The organism is Microcystis sp. LE19-10.1B, from assembly GCF_027530565.1.
Taxonomy (GTDB): Bacteria; Cyanobacteriota; Cyanobacteriia; order Cyanobacteriales; family Microcystaceae; genus Microcystis; species Microcystis aeruginosa.
In genome coordinates, this window is the sequence record NZ_JAPZQM010000547.1 from 1 (window position 1) to 3,512 (window position 3,512).

General features: G+C 40.3%; 2 protein-coding genes, 2 pseudogenes and 1 CRISPR repeat array. All 4 genes and pseudogenes read right to left on the reverse strand.

The genetic code is table 11. The annotated features are described in order from the left end of the window. The first annotated feature begins 161 nt into the window (after positions 1-161). A CRISPR array of direct repeats spans positions 162-1,130; the repeat unit is 37 nt; unit sequence GTTCCAATTAATCTTAAACCCTATTAGGGATTGAAAC. Positions 1,131-1,469: 339 nt separating this feature from the next. The 4 genes and pseudogenes from O9332_RS19875 to O9332_RS19885 all read right to left on the reverse strand — a co-directional run bounded on the left by O9332_RS19875 (position 1,470) and on the right by O9332_RS19885 (position 3,326). Continuing rightward, a complete protein-coding gene (locus tag O9332_RS19875; RefSeq protein ID WP_002788612.1) occupies positions 1,470-1,742 on the reverse strand; it encodes a lipopolysaccharide assembly protein LapA domain-containing protein in 273 nt (90 codons plus the stop codon). 165 nt (positions 1,743-1,907) lie between these two features. Next, positions 1,908-2,065: pseudogene (locus O9332_RS19880) on the reverse strand (IS4 family transposase); the annotation flags it as partial. A gap of 39 nt (positions 2,066-2,104) precedes the next feature. Further along, positions 2,105-2,230: pseudogene (locus O9332_RS28475) on the reverse strand (transposase DNA-binding-containing protein); the annotation flags it as partial. Between the two features lie 166 nt (positions 2,231-2,396). Further along, positions 2,397-3,326 (reverse strand): NAD(P)H-dependent glycerol-3-phosphate dehydrogenase, encoded by a 930-nt coding sequence (locus O9332_RS19885; protein WP_004159637.1) that lies wholly within the window; start codon positions 3,324-3,326, stop codon positions 2,397-2,399. Positions 3,327-3,512 lie beyond the last annotated feature (186 nt).

Consider the following 3,512-nt stretch of genomic DNA (forward strand, 5'->3'; position numbering starts at 1 on the left):
ATTGCGAATGACTGGGGGAACCCTGGAATTTTCGGCTTAGTTGCCGGCAGCTTGCCGCCAACTCACTCCTCTAGATAAGTATTTTGACTCAGGCATCTTCCTCTTTTGAGACGTTGTGACACTTAGGGTGCGGAATGTGGGCATCAATCAAAGAAGGTCGAGTTCCAATTAATCTTAAACCCTATTAGGGATTGAAACTTTTGTTGAATTCACCATTCAATTCTCGCAATTTGTTCCAATTAATCTTAAACCCTATTAGGGATTGAAACTCGGATTTGATGGCTAAATGGAATAGCATTAAAGTGTTCCAATTAATCTTAAACCCTATTAGGGATTGAAACTTTTCCCGGCTTCCCGTCTTTTCCCGGCTTCCCGTCTTGTTCCAATTAATCTTAAACCCTATTAGGGATTGAAACAAAAATGCCTATCGAGAATTGGGGGTGCAAAGCGTTCCAATTAATCTTAAACCCTATTAGGGATTGAAACTGCATTAGTAGCTGTTGGGCTTCCTTCAAATTCCGGTTCCAATTAATCTTAAACCCTATTAGGGATTGAAACGTCACTAGGGAATTCCCCACCGAGACCAGAATTGAGTTCCAATTAATCTTAAACCCTATTAGGGATTGAAACGGCCTTCTCCTCTTTTGTGGGGAATCTTGCCGCTAATGTTCCAATTAATCTTAAACCCTATTAGGGATTGAAACGCCTCGTTCTAAATCGCTTATTGCCGCTTTACTTGTTCCAATTAATCTTAAACCCTATTAGGGATTGAAACTCTACCCCTTCGGGATGGACGGCACAGACGAAGTGTTCCAATTAATCTTAAACCCTAATGGGGATTGAAACGATCTTGACGCGATTATCTTTTCGTGTTACCATAGGCTCCAATTAATCTTAAACCCTAATAGGGATTGAAACAATGTCATGACCGAGGCTCGCTTAAGAGAATTTTTGTTCCAATTAATCTTAAACCCTACTAGGGATTGAAACTTTGGGGAGAATCCACTACTTTCCCTCGCTATTAATGTTCCAATTAATCTTAAACTCTACTAGGGATTGAAACAATATGCTTATTGTTCCTCACTCTATTGTTATTCCAATTAATGTTAATCCCTATTAGGGATTGAAACACCCTAAAGATTCAACGGCATTAGAAGCGATTATCGCGCCAATTCAGACTTGAATTGGCGTTTTTGTTCAGAATTTAAGTGATTAGGGGCTGACCTAACTAGGGCTTGCTGAATAATGGTAAAACCCTTTTAAAATAAGGCTTTTGACCTGTTAAAATCCGATGTTCATGCTGCGAAAATCGGATTGGGACCCTCAAAAACCTTGCATTATCCTTCTTGTAGTACATACTTTGGTACAAAAAGAGAGGGCAACAAAGCCTGAAACGACCGGCTACTGACGACCGACGACCGGCTACTGACTCCTAACCCCACCAACAAACTTTTTGCCGCAAACCCTATCTAAAAATCAAACTCGTCTAACCCCGGTTGTGGGGGAGGAAAGCGACTGCGAGGAGATTTTTTCGACTTTCTCAAAAAAGCGGGGATAAATGCGGCCATAAAAAATCCAATTCCCAAAGAAAAAGCCAATAAAACACCGATAGGTACTTTAATTGACTCAAATTGTAGAAACTTTAAAGAAACTGGTTGGATATTTTGAATAGCAAAAACTGCCATGGTCATAATCCAGCCGCCGACAATAGCACTAGCTAAAAAATTACTAATTGTATTCATGCTTGTCCTCGCCATGTTTGTGGGAGATTTTTTCAGGTTTTGTAGGCTAATTTCGCAGTTAGCTCCCTATTAATACCATTTTTCTTTATTCGTGGCCCTCCTATCCATTAGTCGCATCTTTCTTAACATAAAATTTGACAAAAAGAGAAAAGTGTGCAAGATTGCTCAAGGGGGTTCTATGGGGAAAATAATTTGATCAGATAGTTTCCAAGTCTGGCTGATATCATGTAACCTTCCCAGTCCTAACCAAATAGTTTTAACACTAGGTTCACCGTCGCCTTTTCTACCTAAAAAACCCCAAGAGAAGCAATCATTCTTACCGCTGAAGGTTGAAAATAGGGTGAATTCCCAAAATCAGATGTGGCACTGACGGCGGCTAGATTTGCCGAGGAATGTCGTACCCTTGTACTAAGTTGCCTAGCCAAGTTTTCCACGATACTGATTAACCTTTTCTTTCTTCTCGTGTCCCCTAGGTCTGCATACTGTAATTCTTGGGCTGCTCATTTCTCCATTTTTTTGCTCACCTCCACCTTGATTCCTTCTTTCTTTTAAAACTATACCTATCAATCGGTTCCCCTTTTTTTAAGTTTCTTCTCTTTTTGTTAAGAAAGCTCCGACTAACTGATTACTGATCACTGAAAAATCTCTTGTCTCTTAATCAAATTCTGCTTTTAAATCCCGACGCATCAATTCATAAACGGCAACTTGGGGAGAAATTTCCCCGCGCAAAAGACGATCAACTTGGCAGGTAATCGGTACATATAAATTTTTTTCTTGGGCAATTCTCATCAAAACTTCTGTGGTATTTATTCCCTCGGCAGTTCCCTCTAACTTTGCTAAAATCTCAGGCAAAGATAAACCTAAAGCTAATTGATAACCCACTTGATAATTGCGAGATAAAGGACTATTACAGGTGGCTAATAAATCCCCTAAACCCGATAAACCGAAGAAAGTTTCTTGACAACCTCCTAGACAAGTTCCCACCCGAACTATTTCCGGTAAAGCGCGAGTTAACAGGGCAGATTTGGCATTAGTACCTAACTGTAAACCATCGCAAACCCCAGAAGCGATCGCCATGACATTTTTGAGAGTGCCACCTAACTCAGTCCCCAAGGGATCGCTATTAAGATAAACCCGAAAAGATTCCCCAGATAATAATTTTTGTAACAATATTGCTGCTTTCTGCACATAACTTGCTACCACGGTGGCAGCGGGTAAACCTTGATTAATTTCTTTAGCTAAATTGGGACCGGAAAGAACCACAAGGGGATTAGCGGGAAAAGCTTGATTCCACAGATGAAAAGGGGTACGAGTGGTGATTGGCTCTAATCCTTTAGTAGCGGTGACGATAATTATGCGAGAATTTAATTGTAATTGCTGTAATTTTTCGATCGTTGGAACAACTCCTTTAATCGAAACTGCTGAAATAATTACCTCAGTATCTGCTATAATAGCCCCTAAATCTTCCCCAGTATGACGCGACCAAACCCTAACAGCTAAGTAATTAAGTCTAGCCAAATTAGCGAGAGTTTGTCCCCAAATTCCCCCACCTATAACCGTAATTTTCTTGGCATTTTCTAACAACTTTTATTCTCCTCCTTATTAGTGATCCCTGATCAGTGACTGGTTAGAAATGATTCGATTTGAAGGTTATGAGTCTTAAATGAAATTATTCACCGATTACTGATAAGTAGGTAGGTGTTAAAAGTTGTCAGACACCCCCCTTATCAAGGGGGGATTAAGGGGGGATCGGCACCCCCCTTATCAAGG

Bases quoted from the DNA above. Each gene is read 5' to 3' on its own strand.
- O9332_RS19875 (WP_002788612.1), bottom strand. From the start codon at position 1,742: ATGAATACAATTAGTAATTTTTTAGCTAGTGCTATTGTCGGCGGCTGG.